The 16,792-nt window shown below is 60.6% G+C and carries 15 protein-coding genes; all 15 read right to left on the bottom strand.

Annotated features, from left to right (window positions below; all coding sequences use genetic code 11):
- Positions 1–53: 53 nt before the first annotated feature.
- The 15 genes from BMY54_RS25380 to rfbF all read right to left on the bottom strand — a co-directional run bounded on the left by BMY54_RS25380 (position 54) and on the right by rfbF (position 16,534).
- A complete protein-coding gene (locus BMY54_RS25380; RefSeq protein ID WP_007920064.1) occupies positions 54–980 on the bottom strand; it encodes a ketoacyl-ACP synthase III in 927 nt (308 codons plus the stop codon).
- 226 nt (positions 981–1,206) lie between these two features.
- Positions 1,207–2,259, bottom strand: coding sequence for a pseudaminic acid synthase (gene pseI / locus BMY54_RS25375; protein WP_093439665.1), 1,053 nt, complete (start codon positions 2,257–2,259; stop codon positions 1,207–1,209).
- Positions 2,252–3,757 carry a UDP-2,4-diacetamido-2,4,6-trideoxy-beta-L-altropyranose hydrolase gene (gene pseG, locus BMY54_RS25370; RefSeq protein WP_093439661.1) on the bottom strand — a complete coding sequence of 502 codons (1,506 nt, stop codon included), beginning with the start codon at positions 3,755–3,757 and terminating at the stop codon, positions 2,252–2,254. Before pseG ends, pseI begins: the two co-directional genes overlap by 8 nt.
- Entirely contained in the window at positions 3,754–4,449 is a 696-nt protein-coding gene (gene pseF / locus BMY54_RS25365) for a pseudaminic acid cytidylyltransferase (protein ID WP_093439656.1), read from the bottom strand. The genes pseG and pseF overlap by 4 nt, the downstream gene beginning before the upstream one ends.
- Positions 4,446–5,066 carry a pseudaminic acid biosynthesis-associated methylase gene (locus tag BMY54_RS25360; protein WP_093439652.1) on the bottom strand — a complete coding sequence of 207 codons (621 nt, stop codon included), beginning with the start codon at positions 5,064–5,066 and terminating at the stop codon, positions 4,446–4,448. The genes pseF and BMY54_RS25360 overlap by 4 nt, the downstream gene beginning before the upstream one ends.
- A gap of 31 nt (positions 5,067–5,097) precedes the next feature.
- Entirely contained in the window at positions 5,098–6,255 is a 1,158-nt protein-coding gene (pseC, locus tag BMY54_RS25355; protein ID WP_093439648.1) for a UDP-4-amino-4,6-dideoxy-N-acetyl-beta-L-altrosamine transaminase, read from the bottom strand.
- Positions 6,252–7,253, bottom strand: coding sequence for a UDP-N-acetylglucosamine 4,6-dehydratase (inverting) (pseB, locus tag BMY54_RS25350; protein ID WP_093439643.1), 1,002 nt, complete (start codon positions 7,251–7,253; stop codon positions 6,252–6,254). Before pseB ends, pseC begins: the two co-directional genes overlap by 4 nt.
- Positions 7,254–7,276: 23 nt before the next feature.
- The gene (locus BMY54_RS25345; RefSeq protein ID WP_093439638.1) at positions 7,277–10,192 is read right to left on the bottom strand and encodes a TIGR00180 family glycosyltransferase; all 2,916 of its coding nucleotides are present in this window, start codon (positions 10,190–10,192) and stop codon (positions 7,277–7,279) included.
- A gap of 54 nt (positions 10,193–10,246) precedes the next feature.
- A complete protein-coding gene (locus tag BMY54_RS25340) occupies positions 10,247–10,984 on the bottom strand; it encodes a cephalosporin hydroxylase family protein (protein WP_093439633.1) in 738 nt (245 codons plus the stop codon).
- Between the two features lie 17 nt (positions 10,985–11,001).
- Entirely contained in the window at positions 11,002–12,072 is a 1,071-nt protein-coding gene (locus tag BMY54_RS25335; RefSeq protein ID WP_093439628.1) for a class I SAM-dependent methyltransferase, read from the bottom strand.
- Positions 12,069–12,920 (bottom strand): NAD-dependent epimerase/dehydratase family protein, encoded by an 852-nt coding sequence (locus BMY54_RS25330; protein ID WP_093439623.1) that lies wholly within the window; start codon positions 12,918–12,920, stop codon positions 12,069–12,071. Before BMY54_RS25330 ends, BMY54_RS25335 begins: the two co-directional genes overlap by 4 nt.
- A complete protein-coding gene (locus tag BMY54_RS25325) occupies positions 12,917–14,143 on the bottom strand; it encodes a class I SAM-dependent methyltransferase (protein WP_093439619.1) in 1,227 nt (408 codons plus the stop codon). Before BMY54_RS25325 ends, BMY54_RS25330 begins: the two co-directional genes overlap by 4 nt.
- Positions 14,140–14,700 carry a dTDP-4-dehydrorhamnose 3,5-epimerase family protein gene (locus tag BMY54_RS25320; protein WP_093439614.1) on the bottom strand — a complete coding sequence of 187 codons (561 nt, stop codon included), beginning with the start codon at positions 14,698–14,700 and terminating at the stop codon, positions 14,140–14,142. The genes BMY54_RS25325 and BMY54_RS25320 overlap by 4 nt, the downstream gene beginning before the upstream one ends.
- A complete protein-coding gene (rfbG, locus tag BMY54_RS25315) occupies positions 14,697–15,779 on the bottom strand; it encodes a CDP-glucose 4,6-dehydratase (RefSeq protein WP_093439610.1) in 1,083 nt (360 codons plus the stop codon). Before rfbG ends, BMY54_RS25320 begins: the two co-directional genes overlap by 4 nt.
- Positions 15,761–16,534 (bottom strand): glucose-1-phosphate cytidylyltransferase, encoded by a 774-nt coding sequence (gene rfbF, locus BMY54_RS25310; protein WP_093439605.1) that lies wholly within the window; start codon positions 16,532–16,534, stop codon positions 15,761–15,763. The genes rfbG and rfbF overlap by 19 nt, the downstream gene beginning before the upstream one ends.
- Positions 16,535–16,792 lie beyond the last annotated feature (258 nt).

Below are 16,792 nucleotides of genomic sequence, written 5' to 3'. Positions count from 1 at the left end.
CGTTCAAGGTTAACCTTGAACGCTATTTTTGTATCCGCCGTTTTTGCTCGGACTCAAGGGCGATAGATGATCGCCGAGCCCCATGACAGACCGACACCAAAACCGCTCAAGGCAATACGCTGCCAGTCGGAATCGATGACGTGTTTCTCCAGCAGCAACGGAATGCTCGACGACACGGTATTCCCGGTCTCGACCATGTCCTTGATGAACTTCTCCGGCTCGCCTTCGAAGCGCCGCGCCACGGCATCGACAATCGCCGCACTGCCCTGGTGAATGCAGAAGGCATCGATGTCATCGGCCTTCAGACCGGAATCGTCGAGCAGTTCGTGCAAGTGTGCCGGGACTTTGAGCAGCGCAAAGTTGAAGACCTGACGACCGTTCATGAAGAACACGCCATCGGTCACTTTCAAGTGCGGTGCACCGGAGCCGTCGGTGCCGAACTTGGCCTTGCCCAGCGCCCAGGTCGGATCTTCACCCATCCACGTAGCGGTTGCGGCATCGCCAAACAGCATGGTGGTGTTGCGGTCTTCCGGGTCAACGATTTTCGAATACGGGTCGGCGGTGATCAGCAGGCCGTTCTTCAGGCCGGCGGCTTCCATGAAGCCCTTGATCGCGTAGATGCCGTAGACATAACCGGAGCAGCCCAGGGAAATGTCGAAGGCCGCCACGTTGGTCGGCAGACCGAGTTTGTCCTGCACGATTGCAGCCGTGTGCGGCAGGCCTTCTTCGTCACCGTTCTGGGTGACGACGATCAATGCGTCGATCGATTCACGTTTCAGATCCGGGTTGCTGGCAAACAGCGCATTGGCCGCTTCCACGCACAGGTCGGAGGTTTCTTGTTCAGCGTCTTTGCGCGGCAGGAATGCCGAACCGATCTTGCCAAGGATGAATTCTTCATCCTTCTCGAATTTTGCACCTTGTGCGTAATTGTCCACGCCGGCTACAGGAACGTAGCTCGCAATGCTTTTTATGCCAATCATTACGGCTTCCCAATAAAAAACAGCCCAAGACCACCGCTCGCAAGGATTTCGAGGGGCGCCGACAAACAGAAAACGGCCGCCACAACGGGCAGCCACGGGGAGCGCAAAGGGCTATCACTGGAATCGAAAACGAGCCAGGCGCCATCTCCCCGATCAATACAATACAGTGAAGATGCGCGTTATGACTCGCAGGTCACGCTATTTTGCCGAATCGGTGCAGATCGGGTTATTCGACCAACGACCAGTCCAGCGGCGTGCCGCGCTTGATTGGCGCGCGCGCGCGGCGGCCGAGGACGGCTTCGGCGTGCTTGGGCGGCAAGCCGAGACCGGGGCGAATGGCGCGCAGATTGTCCCCGCTAAAGGTGTCACCGGCGGCCATGTCGGCAGTGACGTACAGCGAGCGGCGATAGACCAGCGACTTGCGCTCGGCCTCGGTAACGCCGTAATGCACCTGGCCCATGGCTTGCCAGGCGCGCTCGGTTTCCACCACCAGGCTGGCCATTTCCGCCGGTTCCAGCGAGAAACTCGCATCGACGCCACCTGCTGAACGGTCGAGGGTGAAGTGTTTTTCCACCACCGTCGCCCCCAGCGCCACCGCAGCCACCGACACGCCTACGCCCATCGAGTGGTCGGACAGCCCCACCTCGCAACCGAACAGTTCCCGCAGATGCGGGATCGTGCGCACGTTGCTGTTGAGCGGTGTCGCCGGGTAGGTGCTGGTGCATTTGAGCAAGACCAGATCCTTGCAGCCGGCTTCACGCGCGGCGCGCACGGTTTCATCCAGTTCAGCGATGCTGGCCATGCCCGTGGAGATGATCAGCGGTTTGCCGGTGGCGGCCACGCGGCGGATCAACGGCAAGTCAGTGTTTTCGAAACTGGCGATCTTGTAGGCCGGCACATCAAGGCTTTCGAGAAAGTCCACGGCGCTGTCATCGAACGGTGTCGAGAACGCGAGCATCCCCAGTTCCTTGGCACGAGCAAAAATCGGCGCGTGCCATTCCCACGGCGTATGGGCCTTTTCATACAAATCGTAGAGCGAAGTACCCGCCCACAGACTGCCCGGATCCTTGATGAAGAACTCACCTTCAGACAAATCCAGGGTCATGGTTTCGGCGGTGTAGGTTTGCAGTTTCAAGGCATGTGCCCCGGCCTTGGCCGCCGCGTCGACGATTTGCAGGGCCACGTCCAGCGACTGGTTATGGTTGCCGCTCATCTCGGCGATGATGAAGGGCGGCGCATCGGCACCGATCAAGCGGTTACCAATCTTGAAACTAGTCATCGGGGTGATCCTTCAAAACACGGGTGAACGTACAGGCACTCTGAGTGAACCCGGCGTCATGAAACACATTCAACGAGGCACGATTGCCCGGCAGTACCTGAGCAGTAATGCCGGTCACTTGCGGCCAGTGGCGGGTGACGAACGCTTCGCCCCGCGCCAGCAGCGCCTTGCCCCAACCCAGGCCGAAACGTCCCTCAAGCAGATAGATCGATACTTCGGCAGCAAACCCGCGCAGGTCGTAACGCAACACACCGACCGGGCCGTCATCGGCTTCGGCGATCAACAGTAAACGCTGCGGATTACGCAGACTGGCGGTCAGCCAGTTGACGTGCTGCGACCAGTCGATTTCAGCGCTCGCCAGCGACCAACGCCGCACCGGTTCGGCATTGCGACCATCGAACAACAGCCGTGCATCCTCTAACGTGACGGGACGGATGGCCAGCACTGCGCCGGCCAGAGCGGCAGCAACGCGCAGCGCTCCGCGTCCATCGACCAGTTGCCGCGAGCGTTCGGCCAGGCCCTGTCGCAAATAATAATTGTCGGCGACGAAGCCGATGGCGTCGCGCAACTGCTCGACACTGACCTGCTCACGGGCGCCCATGAAAACATGTGCCCCCGTTACGGCCATGACTTCGCCGTTGGCCTGCTGGTTGTTCGACACGGCAATGCAAATTGTCGGCAAGCCCAACGCCGCGCGCTCCCAACTGGTGCCGCCACCGGCGCCGACAAACAGGTCGGCTTCGCTCATGCGCTGGTAGAAATCGCTGACAAAACTGTGCAGACGCCAGTTCGGCCGTGTCTCGGCCAATGCCTGCATCTGCGCCCACGCCGGATTATCGGCGCCAGCGACGAAGTCCACCTGCAGCTCGGTGAAATCCGCCAGGGCCAGCATCGCGTGGTGGGTTTGCATTGCGGCATCGAATCCGCCGAAGTTCACCAGTACCCGGCGCGCCTTGGGCTTGATCTCGATGGCAGGGCAGTTGAATTCTTCGCGCAACAGCGCATAACGCGGCCCGAGCAACGTGCGACAACCTTCGGGCAGCAACGGCGCATAGTTTTCACTGAGGCCGGAAAGATTCTGATTGAGCAACAAATCGACGCTGTAGCGCCGGGTGGCAAGATCATCCACCGCTGCAATTCGATGCGCCCAGCGCCGTGCAGCGGTTTGCCAATGATGATCGAGACCGTAGTGGTCGACGATGATCCAGTCAAACTCGGCCTGACCTTCAAGCTGCGAGCCCAGCGCATCAATGTCGGCCTGCCACGGCAGCATCGATTCGATGGCTTGCTGTGGATCTTCATTGGCGTAGCGCTCAGGCAGCGCGAACGTTTCGAAACCCTCGGCGCGCAATGCCTCCAGACGATGTCCCGGCAACCGTCGACAGGCGAAGGCGACATGACTGCCCTGCGCGCGCAGCACTCGCGCCAGCGGCAGGCAGCGGGCGATGTGCCCGCTGCCGATGGTCGGCGAGGCGTCGGCGCGAATCAGCACTCTCATTGCAGTTCTCCACCAGCCTTGAGCGCGGCGTAAAGGTACTCGGCACGTTTCCAGTCTTCGGCGGTATCGATGTCCTGGACCAGATGCCGGGGCAGAATCACCGGCAGGCTGGCTGGCGAATAGAGCACCTCGCCGCGTAACCACGCCTCACGACGGCCCCAATAAAACTGACCGGCATCCTGAAAAGCTTTGGGCAGGTCCTGCGAGCGGCTGTTGCGGAACTCGGGATACAACGCGCGCAAGGCGCCCTGCTCGTCCAGCGTCAATGCCCGTTGCACCGGAAAGCCGAAATCGCAAACGGAGAACGCAAACGACTTGTCTGCATACCGTTCCAGCAACTCCAGGCCTTCACGTAGATAACGCACCTGCAACAGCGGTGCCGTAGCGTAAATGCAGCAAGCGAAATCGAAGGATGGCAGTTGCTCCAGCGCATGCACGATAACCGCAGCAGTGCCGGTGAAATCATCGGCCAACGCCGCCGGACGCATGAACGGCACCTGTGCACCGTGCGCTCGCGCCACCTCGGCAATCTCGGCATCGTCCGTGCTGACCACCACCAGGTCGAACAAGCCGGAATCGACCGCGGTGCGGATCGAACGGACAATCATCGGCACGCCGTCGAACGGCAAAAGGTTCTTGCGCGGGATGCGTTTGCTACCGCCACGGGCCGGGATGATTGCGACGTTGCTCAAGGACGTTTTTCCAACAGGAACCAGGTGATGTCGTCCACAGGAAACTGCGGATCGCGGTGATAGACGAAACCATAATCCAGCAAGTGCAAATCGGCATAGCGATCGAGCATTTCACCGGCAAAATCGCGCTTGAACAGTTTGCCGCTGTTGCCACGATAAGACACTTCTACCGGCGCCGGATTGTAATACTCGGCGATCAGGATGTAGCGCTGGCTCAACGCGTACAACTGCGCATAAGCGGTCGGCAACAGCTCCGGGGCCAAGTGAATCAGCACGCCTTTACTCAGGGTCAGGTCGTAGCGGCGCTCGCGCGGGAAATCGAACAGCGAGCCATGCCAGATCTGCGCAATGTCCAACGCCCGTGCCTGAGCACAGGCGCTGTCGTTGATCTCGACGCCGAACAGTTCACAACGCGGCAACAGTTGATGCAACGCCTGCAAATTGTTGCCGGCATTGGTGCCCAGCTCAACCAGACTCTCGATACCTGCAGCCCGGCTCAGCGCTTTGGCAAACAACGCCAGGTTCGCCGCCACTAGCGGCTGACCGACATTGCGCGCGACGTACTGGTTGCCGAAGTCGCCCTGCCAGAACTTTTCCTGCTCACTCAAATGACGCATTGCAGATACTCATCCATTGCCTCAGCGGCAATTATTCGGTCAGCCGACGCAATTGCTCGACCACGTAATCCTGTTGCGCATCGCTCAACAGCGGAAACAGCGGCAGGCTGATCGCCTCGGCGTAATAACGCTCGGCCTCGGGGAAATCGCCCTCGGCGAAACCCAGGTCGCGATAGTACGGCTGCAGGTGCACAGGAATGTAGTGCAGATTCACGCCAACACCGGCAGCACGCAAGCCTTCAAACACCTGACGATGACTGAGGCCGATGCGGTCGGTCTGCAGCCGAATCACATACAGGTGCCAAGCCGATTCCGCCTCGGGCTGAGAGCTGGGCAACGTCACCGGCAGATACGCCAGCAAGCGATCGTATCGCGCCGCGAGTTCACGACGTCGGGCGATGAAGTCGTCGAGTTTGCTCAGTTGCGACAAACCCAGCGCGGCTTGCAGATCGGTCATGCGGTAATTGAAACCCAGCTCGATCTGCTGGTAATACCACGGGCCGTGGCTCGGTTCGCTCATCTGCTGCGCATCGCGGGTCATGCCGTGGCTGCGCAAACGCTGCAGGCGCTCGGCCAGTTGCGGCCGATTGGTCAGCACCATGCCGCCCTCGGCGCTGGTAATGATTTTCACCGGATGAAAGCTGAACACCGTCATCGCTGCGAACTCACCGCAGCCGACCGGCCGCCCGGCGTAGGAGGCACCGACCGCGTGAGACGCATCTTCGATCACGGTGAAGTTGTAGCGCTCGGCCAGTTCGGCAATCTTGCGCATGTCACAGCTCTGCCCGGAGAACGCCACCGCTACTAGCACTTTGGGCAAAGTGCCGCCCTGCTCAGCCTGATCGAGTTTCGCTTCGAGAGCGAACGCATCAAGGTTCCAGGTCAGCGGATCAATGTCGACGAAATCAACCTCGGCACCGCAATACCGTCCACAGTTGGCCGAGGCAAGAAAGGTGTTTGGCGTTGTCCACAAACGATCACCCGGCCCCAGGCCTGCGGCCAGACAGGCAATGTGCAGCGCCGCTGTGGCGTTGCACACCGCGACGGCGAAGTCAGCCTGGCAACGCTCGGCCATTGCCTGCTCGAAACGCTCGATGCTCGGCCCTTGGGTCAGCCAGTCCGACTGCAGCACTTGGACGACGGCATCGATGTCTGCCTGATCGAGGCTCTGCCGACCGTAGGGAATCATGCCGAGAGCTTCGCGTGCAGATCAGCGATCTGCCCGACCGAAAGGAAATGCGGATTGGTGTCGGAGCGGTACTCGAAATCCTCGCTCACGGCACGCCCCTGCTCGCCGAGTTTGTCGACGGCAAAATCAACATCGACGCTGGTAAAGCGAATCGACGGCTGGATGGTGTAGTGATCCGCAAACTCCAGGGTCATCCGCGCATCGTCCAGCGGCACCATCAATTCATGGAGCTTCTCGCCGGGACGAATGCCGACGTTCTTGTGCGGCAGGTGTTCAGCCATGCCGCGCGCCAGATCGACAATGCGGATCGATGGAATCTTCGGCACAAACACTTCACCGCCGTGCATCCGCGCAAAGCTGTCGAGGACGAATTGCACGCCGTGGTCGAGGGTGATCCAGAACCGCGTCATGCGCTCGTCAGTGATCGGCAGTTCCTGTGCGCCATCGGCGATCAGTTTGCTGAAGAACGGCACCACCGAACCACGGGAACCGGCCACGTTGCCGTAGCGCACCACGGCAAACCGCGTTTCCTGCTCGCCGGCAATATTGTTGGCAGCGACGAACAATTTGTCCGAGAGCAACTTGGTCGCGCCGTACAGGTTGATCGGGCTGGCGGCTTTGTCGGTGGACAGCGCGACAACTTTTTTCACCCCGTTGTCGATGGCGGCGGCAATGATGTTTTCCGCGCCATTGACGTTGGTGCGGATGCATTCGGTGGGGTTGTATTCCGCCGCCGGCACTTGCTTCAACGCCGCGGCATGCACCACGTAATCGATGCCGCGCATGGCCTGACGCAGACGATCGGCGTCGCGCACGTCACCAATGAAATAACGCATGCACGGCGCGTTGAACGTCTGCTGCATTTCATACTGCTTCAGCTCGTCACGGGAGAACACCACCACGCGCTTGGGCTGGTATTGCTCGAGCAGGCGCGTGATGAATTTGCGCCCGAACGAACCTGTGCCGCCGGAGATGAAAATCGATTTACCGTTGAACATATGCTGATTCCTGTCCGGCGCGCTTAAGCGAGCAACTGTGCCCAGTTGACCGAGGCATTTTCACCCAGGGTGAAACCTTTTCCGCTCAGCGCCAGGTTGGCGTTGTAAGCCGGATCCTGCGCGAAGACGGCGCTCCATTTCTCACGCAGTGCCGCCAGTGCTTCTGGCGCCTGCGGCAACTCGCCGGTATGCAGCACCTGCACCAACGGCGTCCACACGGTGAGGTAGCCGGCCTGACTCGCCTTGAGGCACAGATCGACATCGGCATAACCCTCGACGAACGTCACTTCATCCAGCCCGCCAAGCGCGTTGAACAGCTCTTTGCGCACCATCAGGCAGACCTTCGACACGGCCGAGTAATTCTGCTCGACGGCCAAGCGATGCATGTAGCCGTCTGCTGCGTGACTTTCGCCGATGAAGGCCGAACCCACGCCGTCGTTCAGGCCAAGAATCAAGCCGGCCTGGGCCACCTTGCCGTCACGGTCGACCAATTTCGCACCGACGATGCCCACTTCCGGACGCTGGGCGTGGTTGAGCAGCGAATCGATCCAGTTCGGGTTGACGACTTCACTGTCTGCGGCCAACAGCACCAGATACTCACCTTGAGCCTGCTCGCTGGCGGCGTTGTACAGCGCGACTTCGCTCAGCGGGTGATCGGCACGCAACACATTGACTTTGGCGTGGCGCAGCGTGCCCAGCCAGTCGTTGACCGCTGCCGACTGATTGGCGTTTGCCGCCAGCAACACTTCATAACGACTGTAACGGGTTCTGAGCAGCACGCCTTCCAGGCAGCGGCGCAGCACTGGCAGATCATCGATGACCGGCACAATGATCGAAACCAGCGGCTGTTCCGTGTGACGGTAATCGATTTGCCAGGTGCCCGGCGCCGTCGACGTGACCTTGGCCTTGTAGCCGCGATTGCCCAGATGACGCAGCAACGCCTGACGTTCGTGGGCGTTTTCTTCAAGCTCTGCCGCCTGAGTGATCAGCAACGGCTCGTCGAGATGCGCCAGACCGTCGAGGCCACCCTGCTCGATGATGCGCAACAGCAGGTCGAATTCCAGCGCTTTGCTGAAGTCAGCCTGATATCCGCCGGCTTCAAGCAACACTTCGCGGCGGATCAACCAATGGCGCGCCATCAGTGCCGGCACGCTTTGCAGCAGATCCAGGTTGAAACCCGGACGGAACACGTCAACCAGCGCGCCATTGTCCTTGCGCTGGATTTCATCGGTGGCCACCGCACGCACACCTTCGGCCGACATCAGCTCCAGACTGGCGCGCAACAGGCCGCTGGCGGTGAACTGGTCACCCGCCTCACCCAGCAGCAACCAATCGCTTGGCGACTGCTGAGCGCTCTGGTTGAGCTTGTCGACAAAGTTGCTTTGGGTGACACGAACAAAGTGCAGGGTGTTTTGTGCCGTCGTCGCCGCCGGTGCTTCGCCGGTGGTGAACACGACAATCCTGAACGCTTTGCAGTGACCTTCCAGCAGGCTGTCGAGCGACACCTGCAACTTGTCGATGTCGTTGTCCAGATCAAGCAGGAAAATGCCGAATTGCGGGCCACCGCCCTCAGTCGCCAGATGTTGGCCTATCGACTCGAGTTGTTCGATCGCCGGCGCGCGAGCCGCCAGCCACTGCAACAGGCGACCGGACTTCATTTTGCCGAACACTGGCTGATGATCTTCGACCAATAGCGCTTCGAGACGGGCGATCCACTCGCGCATGGCTTGCGCAGCGCTTTCGTCGCCGACGATGTCCAGTTGGGTCGCCAGACGTTTGACCACGGTCAGGTTGAACGCATTCAGATCATGGGCCTGCCATAACCGGTCAACCACACTTTCCGCCGTGTCGTTATTGCGCGCCTGCAACAGGTGCGCTTGCCGGGCCCACACGCCTTCCAGTCCTTCCAGTTGCATGCGACCGGCCGGCAGGGTGTGCAACATGAATTCGAACTGCTCCAGACGCTCAAAGAATGCCTGGTTGTAGAACGGCATTTCAACGTACTGCAGCGGGCCAAAACGACGATCCGGCGCCTTCAGTTCCTGGTTCCAGGTCGATTCGATAATCAGCTCGGCAGTCAGCGCCCGCCCGGACTTCAGGCTGTCGGCCATTGCCTCGAAACTCTCCAGGGCAAAGGCCTTGGCCTGCCCGGCATCCAGCCCTTCGATAGCGGTAGGCAGCGAGACGAGAAACTCGGCAAACGCCTCTCGTTCGGCGACCGATTTGGCGTCGACGTAGGTCAGCGAGTGATACACATCGGTATTGTGCTCGGAGACACCGTAGTTGATCTCGCGCACTACGTACGGAATCGGCAGGATGCGGGCCTTGGCACTGGCCAGCAGGTAGTAGACGTGGCCGATTTCCTGCCACTGGAAATTGGTCCCCGGCGGCAACGCCGAGTGCCAGTTTTTCATCAGATCAGTACGGGTCACCGCGTAGAACGGCGGGATGTACTGGTTCATGTAATCGAGGACGCGCTCCTGCGCCCGCTCGGACGCATAGTCTTCCTGGACTTTCTTGTCGCGGCGGTAGTAGTTCACGCCATGAGCCAATGACAGGTACATCAGGCAATAGCCGTGGCACATCCCGTAATCAGGGTTGGCATGCAGGAAACCGACGGACTCCGCCAGCGAATCATGCAGGATGAAATCGTCGTCGGCCGCCAGCACCATGTATGGCGTGGTCAGTTTCTCCACGCCATACGCCAGTTTGGCCTGCATGCCCCAGTAGGCGAACTGCGGCACATGGTGGTAATCGACGGCGTCAAAGTCGCCTTCAGGTCGTTCGAGTGTCGAATCGAGCACCATGATTCTGCAGGGCAAGCTGCTGTAATACTTCACCGCCCGGCGCAAAAACGCCGGCCGATTGTGAGTAATCAGGACGACGGTCAATAGCTCTTCGAGCGGTACCGCCAGTTCAGAACTGTACTTGCCTTGCATAACTTCTCTCCACAACCGGCGACTCGCCGAAACAACGCTTGGTGATGTTGCGAATTAACGGACGCGACGCAGATAGCCGTCCGGCGCCACGGTGATCAACAGCTTGTTCTGCAACTGCTGGTCGATCTCGAAATCCTGGTTCTCTTCCAGGTATTTCCACACGGCGGTTTTCGGGTTGTCGCCCGGGCCCCACGGACGATCCGGGAAGAAATCGGCCGGCATGTCTTCAACCACGGTGTCCATGACCACGCAGTAGCTGTCGACCGACACCAGCGGTGCGTACAGACGCAGCTCCTCCAGTACGTGATCGTGGGTGTGGTTGGAGTCCAGAACCAGAATGACTTTCTTGCCTTTGGCCGCCGCCTGCACCTGGGCAGCAATGCCGGCGTCGATGCTCGAGCCTTCGATCATCTTGATGCGCTTGGCCATCGGGTGGCTTTCGATCGCTTCGCGGTTGTGCGGGCGAATGTCGAGGTCGATGCCCAGCACTTCGCCGTGGCCCTGCAACTCCAGCAACGAGGCGTAGTAGATAATCGAACCGCCGTGGGCGATGCCGCACTCGATGACCAGATCCGGTTTGACCTGCCAGATGATCTCCTGCATGGCCATCATGTCTTGTGGCAACTGGATGATCGGACGGCCCATCCACGAGAAGTGGTAGCTGTATTTGTGCTTGGCCGATTCGTTGAAGAAATCGCGGGCCAGACCCGTCAGTTTCTGGTCGTCACCCTGCTGGGCAATCTGTTCCCGGCACTCGGCTTCGAAGGCTTGGTTGATGCTGTTGTCGGTCATTTTAATAATCTCAAGGGTCACTGAAACGAAGCGCTGTCGACGGCGTGATAGACGTAGCGTCCACCGGTCATCCGCTTGATCTCTTCGAGGTAATTGGAATTCATCACAAACAGGTTGGCGCCCTCGGGCAGCGCGTCCATGGCCTCTTGCGGCGAGGACACCCGCGCGCCGCTCAACGGCAGATAACGCCCCTGCTTGGCCGGATTGATATCCACCACACGATCCACCGCCACACCGGCACGTTGCAGGAACAGCGAATAAATCACGCCTTTGGACGAAGCGCCCCAGATCGCCGAACCCTGCTCGGGGGCGGACTGAATGATCTGCACGGCGCGATCGAGGCTGGCGGTGAAACCGTCAGGCAGGCTCAGGCGCGGCACCGGTTGATCCGGAGTCAGGCGCAAGGTCGACAGGTCGGCGACGATGTACAGGTATTGGCCACCGAACAGGTGACCGGCCTCGTGCACAGTGCCGAACATCCGGCGCAGGTCATCGAGACGGAAATAATTGACGTGTTCGTAGAACAGGTCGAACCAGGCTTTGTGCTCGAGGATCCAGTCAAAGCACGGCACTTCGATGTAGATCTGTCCGCCCTGATTGGCGTTGGCCATTTCCGCGAGGAAACTGACCGGATCCTGAATGTGCTCCAGCACATGGCGCAGGACGATGGCGTCCGCTGCCAGACCCAGGCCCCGTGTGAAAGGTGCCTTGATCACGTCGGCATTCTCGCCTTCGTACGCCGGATCAATGCCGGTGATCGAATAGCCGAGGCCCTTGAGCAATTCCAGGAAATAGCCTTTGCCACAGCCGACTTCGATCAGCTCCTGGCCCTTGAAGTGCTTGGCGATGATGCCTTCGACGTCACTCAAGTGCTTCTGGAACTGGCCGGAATGCGCCTGCTCGTTCTGGTAATCGGCGTCGTAGCTGAGCTTGTCGGCGTCGAACGCCGCGTTGAAGATCAGACCGCTGCGCTCGTCCTGCACCAACAGCATGTCGGCACTGGCCGAGGCCTGCGCCGACGCGGGATCGGCAAAGGTGCGATTCTGCAGCACCGGCAGGTCGGTGACCCGGTACAACTCGTGCCTCATTGCGGCTCTCCCAATAACTGTTGCAAGCGCTCGGTCACCGCCCAGAACGCCAAGGGCTCGTGGGTCGGATATGGGTAGTGGCCGAGGTTCAGATTCAGTGTCGCGCCACGTCCGCGCAGGCGCTGTTCAACCAATGAACGCACCGACACCGGTTGGCCGCTGGCGCAATTGATCACGCCGTCGAAGTCGTGTCGTTGCAGGATCGCGGCGAGGTAACCGGCAGCGTTTTCAATCGGCAGAAAATCACGCAGCTGCTCACCGGCCGACATGTTGAACGACGCCTCACCGGTATCGATCGCCCGGTCCAGAGCCGCCAACAGGCTGTTGGGGTTCTGCCCTTCGCCATGCAGATAGAACAAGCGCGCCCACTGCAACGTGAACGGCAGTTCCTGCTGCAGGTTTTGCAAAAACAGGTGCAGCGTATGCTTGGCCAGACCGTAAGGGTTGCTCGGCTGCGGCGCGGAGCTTTCGCTGAGCGGACCGCTTTGCATGCCGTATTCGAAACAGGTGCCGGTGACCAGCACCTGCTGCACGCCCGCCTCGACCGCGCTTTTGATAAAGCGGTAATCGGCCATCAGGTTGTGCTCGAAATGGAACAGCGCCCGATAGTTCGGCAAGCCCGGCCAGGCCAGATGCGCCAGCGCATCGATACCAACGGTCAACGCAGCGACATCGAGATCGGCGGCGTGAATATCCGCGCTCACAAACTCGACGTCGTTGATCCACGGCATGCCTTGCGCGGTTTCTGCGTTGCGCGCCACGGCGCGGATCTCGCAGCCACGGGCCAGCAACGCCGCAACCAGATGGCGGCCGACAAAACCGGTAGCGCCGGTAACCAGTACCTTCACAGCACTTTCAACTCGGGCACGGCGATCACAAAGCGGCCGTCCCACTGACGCACTTGCGCCAGTTGCTGACTGACTTCGTGCAGCAGGTTCCACGGCAGCACCAGCACGTAGTCCGGTTTTTCGATGTCGATCTGTGCCGGCGCGACGATCGGGATGCGGCTGCCCGGCAGGAACTTGCCTTGCTTGTGCGGGTTGGCATCAGCCACCCAGGCGAGCAGGTCCGGTTTGACCCCGGCGTAGTTGAGCAAGGTGTTGCCCTTGGCCGCCGCGCCGTAACCGACTACCCGCTTGCCGTCGGCCTTGGCCTGCAACAGAAAGCGCAGCAAGTCATGCTTGATGCGTTCAGCGGCAGGCGCGAGGGTTGCGTAGTACTCGACGGTTTTTACCCCGGCCTCGAACTCGGCCTGCAACTGTTGTTGCACCGCTGGTTGAACCGCGCGGCGTTCACCGTCCTTGCGCTGGACGAACACCCGCAGCGAACCGCCGTGGGTGGTCAGTTGGCTGACGTCGAAGACTTCCAGACCATTGCGCTCGCACAGGGTCTGCACGGCGGTCAGCGACAGGTAGGAATAGTGTTCGTGATACAGCGTGTCGAACTGCGCGCCAGCCATCAGCGTCAGCAGTTGCGGGAATTCGAAGGTGGCGACGCCGGTCGGCTTGAGCAGCGTCGCGAAGCCACCGAGGAAATCGTTGATGTCCGGCACATGGGCGAGCACGTTGTTGGCCGCCATCAGGTCAGCGCCCCAACCTTCGCTTTTCAGTTGCGCAGCAGTGTCGCAACCGAAGAACAGTTCGCGGATCTCCAGGCCTTTTTCGCGTGCCGCTTGTGCAGTGCTGCGCGTCGGTTCAACGCCCAGGCAGGCAATGCCGCGAGCGGCGACGTATTGCAGCAGGTAACCGTCGTTGGCGGCGACTTCAACCACACGGCTGTCGGCGGTCAGGCCGAAACGCTCGACCATCTCGGCGACATAGCGCTCGGCATGGGCCAGCCAGGTGCTGGAGAACGAACTGAAATAGGCGTACTCGGCGTCGAACAAGCTGTCGGCGCTGGTGTAATCCTCGGTCTGTACCAGCCAGCATTGCTGGCACACCGCGACCTTCAGCGGCACCCACTGCTCAGCCTGTTCAAGACGATCAGCGTGCACATAGGCGTTGGACGGTGGCGAGGTGCCGAGGTCGATCAGCGGCAGGCTCAGCGGTGCGGCGCACCCACGGCAGTTCATAGACGCACTCCAGCAAAGTGTTGATCGAGCGCGGGATGGCTGGAATCACGCGCTGACAAATTATTGACAGGCAACGGCCAGGCAATCGCCAGCCGTGGATCATTCACCGACAGCCCGCCCTCGTGCTCCGGCGCGTAATCGGCGCTGTGCAGGTAAAGCAGTTCGGCGTCTTCGGTGAGGGTCTGGAAACCATGGGCGAACCCGGCCGGAATCAACAGACTGCGGCCGTCGCCAGCCTTCAGATGCTCGGCGTGCCAGTGCAGAAAAGTCTCGGAGTCAGGGCGCAGATCCACCGCCACGTCCCACACTTCACCGCGCAGGCAAGTGATCAGTTTGGCTTCCGGGGCATTGGCATTCTGATAATGCAGACCACGCACACTGCCCTTTTCACGGGTGCAGGAATGGTTGATCTGACGGATATGGAACTCACTGCCAAACGCACTCAGGCTGCCTTCGCAGAACAGCCGGGCAAAGTGTCCGCGCTGATCTTCGAAACGTTTGTGCTGGACGCTGAACAGTCCGGCCAGCGGCAATGCCTTCAGGGAGAATTCGCTCACAACGCGCCTCGGTACAGGTTCAGTTGGCCGAGAGTGACGTTGCGTATGTCATCGCCGTTCTGCCACGCCAGGTGCCAGTCGAGGGTCTGGGCCAGGCATTGCTGCAAGGTCCAGCGCGGATGCCAGCCAAGTACTTGGCGTGCACGGCTGCTGTCCAGACGCAGCAGGCCGGCCTCGTGCAGTTCGCTTTTTTCGATGCGCAAACCGCACGCCTGCGGCCAGCGGCTGGCGAGCAATTCGACCACTTCGCCGACACTGCACATGTCCGCTTCACCCGGGCCGAAGTTCCACGCCCCGGCGTATTCCGGGCCTTGTTCGTAGAGCCCGGCGGCCAGTTGCAGGTAACCGGCCAGCGGCTCCAGCGCGTGCTGCCACGGGCGCACGGCTTGCGGATAACGCAGGGTCACCGGTTCGTCGGCGCTCCACGCTTTGAGCACGTCGGGAATCAGGCGCTCCGGGGCAAAATCGCCGCCGCCCAGGACGTTGCCAGCGCGCGCGGTGGCCAGGGCCAGACCGTGCTCGGCGTACTTGTCCGCCGGGAAAAACGACGCGGCATACGACTGTGCGAGCAATTCACAGCAGGCCTTGCTGCTGCTGTAAGGATCGTGGCCACCAAGGGCTTCGTCTTCGCGGTACGGCCACAGCCATTCCTTGTTGGCGTAGACCTTGTCGGTGGTCACCAGCACGCAGGCGCGCACGCAACCGACCTGACGAATCGCTTCGAGCAGGTTCAGCGTGCCCATGACGTTACTGGAGTACGTGCCGAGCGGATCGCGATAGCCTTCGCGCACCAACGGCTGAGCCGCCAGGTGCAGAACGATCTCAGGCTCGGTGTCGGCGATGATTTCCAGCAAGGCACCGAGATCCCGCAGATCACCGCGCTGATCGTTGATGCCCTCATGCACCCGCGCCAGTTCGAACAAGCTCGGCTCAGTCGACGGATCCAGGGAAAAGCCGCTGACTTGCGCGCCGAGGCTTTGCAGCCACAGGGTCAGCCAGCTGCCTTTGAAACCGGTGTGTCCGGTGACGAGGACGCGTTTGCCGCGCCAGAAATCCGCACTCAGGCCCATTGCTTCCATGGGGCCTCCCCGCTCTGCCACAGCGCTTCGAGATGGTTCTTGTCGCGCAGGGTGTCCATCGGATGCCAGAAGCCTTCGTGCTCGAAGGCTTTCAACTGTTCGTCCGCGGCCAGACGCGCCAGCGGTTCGGCTTCCCAAGTGGTGGCGTCATCGGCGATGTACGGCAGCACTTTCGGCGAGAGCACGAAGAAGCCGCCATTGATCCAGCCACCGTCACCGCGAGGCTTTTCGGTGAAGCCCAGCACTTGATCACCCTGACGCTCAAGCGCGCCGTAGCGGCCCGGCGGTTGCACGGCAGTGACGGTCGCGAGACGGCCGTGGCCTTTATGGAAATCCACGAGTTGAGCAATGTTGATATCGGAAACGCCGTCGCCGTAAGTGAAGCAGAACGCCTCTTCATCCTTGAGGTAACGGCCGGCACGCAGCAGACGACCACCGGTCATGGTTTCCTCACCGGTGTCGATGAGCGTGACGCTCCACGGCTCGCTGTAATTCTGGTGCACGTCCATGCGGTTTTCACGCATGTTGAAGGTGACGTCAGAGGTGTGCAGGAAGTAGTTGGCGAAGAAGTCCTTGATCGCATAGCCCTTGTAGCCGAGGCAGATCACGAAGTCGTGAATTCCGTGGGCGGAATACTGCTTCATGATGTGCCAGAGAATTGGCTTGCCGCCGATCTCGATCATTGGCTTGGGCTTGAGGTGCGACTCTTCACTGATGCGCGTGCCGAGGCCACCCGCCAAAATAACTGCCTTCATCGTCTCCCCTCTTGTTCTTCACCGGGCTGCGCATGGCTTTGTTGAGCGCTGCGGGCCGTCTGGCTAAACCTTTTGCCGCTCCGGGCGCCGCTGGAGTGACCGCGAGCGCTCGTTTTATGGCGATTTACAGGGGACTTGCAGGAAACGCGCCAGCTCCACAAGCCCCCTCACCCTAACCCTCTCCCAAAGGGAGAGGGGACTGACCGAGGTGTTTGGGAGAGCTACGCCGACGTGAAAGACCGAGTCGAGCTCAGATTC

The organism is Pseudomonas sp. ok266, assembly GCF_900110195.1.
Taxonomy (GTDB): Bacteria; Pseudomonadota; Gammaproteobacteria; order Pseudomonadales; family Pseudomonadaceae; genus Aquipseudomonas; species Aquipseudomonas neuropathica.
This window is presented reverse-complemented; position numbering and strand designations above follow the sequence as displayed.

Bases quoted from the DNA above. Each gene is read 5' to 3' on its own strand.
- pseI (WP_093439665.1), bottom strand. From the start codon at position 2,259: ATGACTAGTTTCAAGATTGGTAACCGCTTGATCGGTGCCGATGCGCCG.
- BMY54_RS25345 (WP_093439638.1), bottom strand. From the start codon at position 10,192: ATGCAAGGCAAGTACAGTTCTGAACTGGCGGTACCGCTCGAAGAGCTA.
- pseC (WP_093439648.1), bottom strand. From the start codon at position 6,255: ATGATTCCCTACGGTCGGCAGAGCCTCGATCAGGCAGACATCGATGCC.
- rfbG (WP_093439610.1), bottom strand. From the start codon at position 15,779: ATGGAAGCAATGGGCCTGAGTGCGGATTTCTGGCGCGGCAAACGCGTC.
- BMY54_RS25340 (WP_093439633.1), bottom strand. From the start codon at position 10,984: ATGACCGACAACAGCATCAACCAAGCCTTCGAAGCCGAGTGCCGGGAA.
- BMY54_RS25335 (WP_093439628.1), bottom strand. From the start codon at position 12,072: ATGAGGCACGAGTTGTACCGGGTCACCGACCTGCCGGTGCTGCAGAAT.
- pseB (WP_093439643.1), bottom strand. From the start codon at position 7,253: ATGTTCAACGGTAAATCGATTTTCATCTCCGGCGGCACAGGTTCGTTC.
- BMY54_RS25360 (WP_093439652.1), bottom strand. From the start codon at position 5,066: ATGCGTCATTTGAGTGAGCAGGAAAAGTTCTGGCAGGGCGACTTCGGC.
- pseG (WP_093439661.1), bottom strand. From the start codon at position 3,757: ATGAGAGTGCTGATTCGCGCCGACGCCTCGCCGACCATCGGCAGCGGG.
- rfbF (WP_093439605.1), bottom strand. From the start codon at position 16,534: ATGAAGGCAGTTATTTTGGCGGGTGGCCTCGGCACGCGCATCAGTGAA.
- BMY54_RS25380 (WP_007920064.1), bottom strand. From the start codon at position 980: ATGATTGGCATAAAAAGCATTGCGAGCTACGTTCCTGTAGCCGGCGTG.
- BMY54_RS25325 (WP_093439619.1), bottom strand. From the start codon at position 14,143: ATGAACTGCCGTGGGTGCGCCGCACCGCTGAGCCTGCCGCTGATCGAC.